Source organism: Agrobacterium sp. MCAB5 (assembly GCF_052114365.1).
GTDB classification, from domain to species: Bacteria; Pseudomonadota; Alphaproteobacteria; order Rhizobiales; family Rhizobiaceae; genus Agrobacterium; species Agrobacterium tumefaciens.
Window position 1 is genome coordinate 1 of record NZ_JBFREP010000141.1, and the last position, 601, is coordinate 601.

1 protein-coding gene is annotated in these 601 nt (G+C 63.4%); it reads right to left on the reverse strand.

All coding sequences use genetic code 11. The annotated features are described in order from the left end of the window. A partial coding sequence (locus tag AB4Z23_RS27855; RefSeq protein ID WP_441361224.1) for an FAD-dependent oxidoreductase occupies nucleotides 1-601 on the reverse strand: 601 nt, incomplete at both ends.

Here is a 601-nt window from a genome sequence, read left to right on the forward strand (position 1 = left end):
CCTCGAACTCGAAGCGCTCCGCAGCTTCCGTATCGACGCCGCCCCAGCGCGAGACCGTCGTCAGGATGAAGCTGTCCTCGACATGGGACGCGCCAGCGCTTGCCGCGACGTCGAGATCACCGGTGGCGTCGATCACCACGCTGCCCATGATTGCCTGCAATCCCTCCTTGGTCTGGCAGACCACACCCTTGATCGTACCGTCCTCGACGATCGCCGAGGAAAACCAGCTATGGGTGCGCAACTTGACGCGTGTCTCGGCGAAGAGATCGTAGGCCGTCTGCTTGAAGGCATCGGGATCAAATGCCGCTGCATAACAGATCGGGTGCGGCGCGGACGGCGTGTGAAAATCGAAAAGGCCCCAGCGTGCCCAGCGCCGCCAGCTTTCCGGCAGGTCGCGCCGGTCGAGCTGACGATCGTTCTCGTCGGGAACCATGCACAGGTTCTTCCTGCGCATGCGCTCGATCATCTCGGTGCAGATTCCCTGCACGGTGATCTCGAGCCCGTTCACCATGTCGTCGAGAACGAGCACCATGCCGCCGGCGGCAAGGCCACCCACGTAGGGATAGCGTTCGAGAAGGGTCACGCTCGCGCCGTTTCGCGC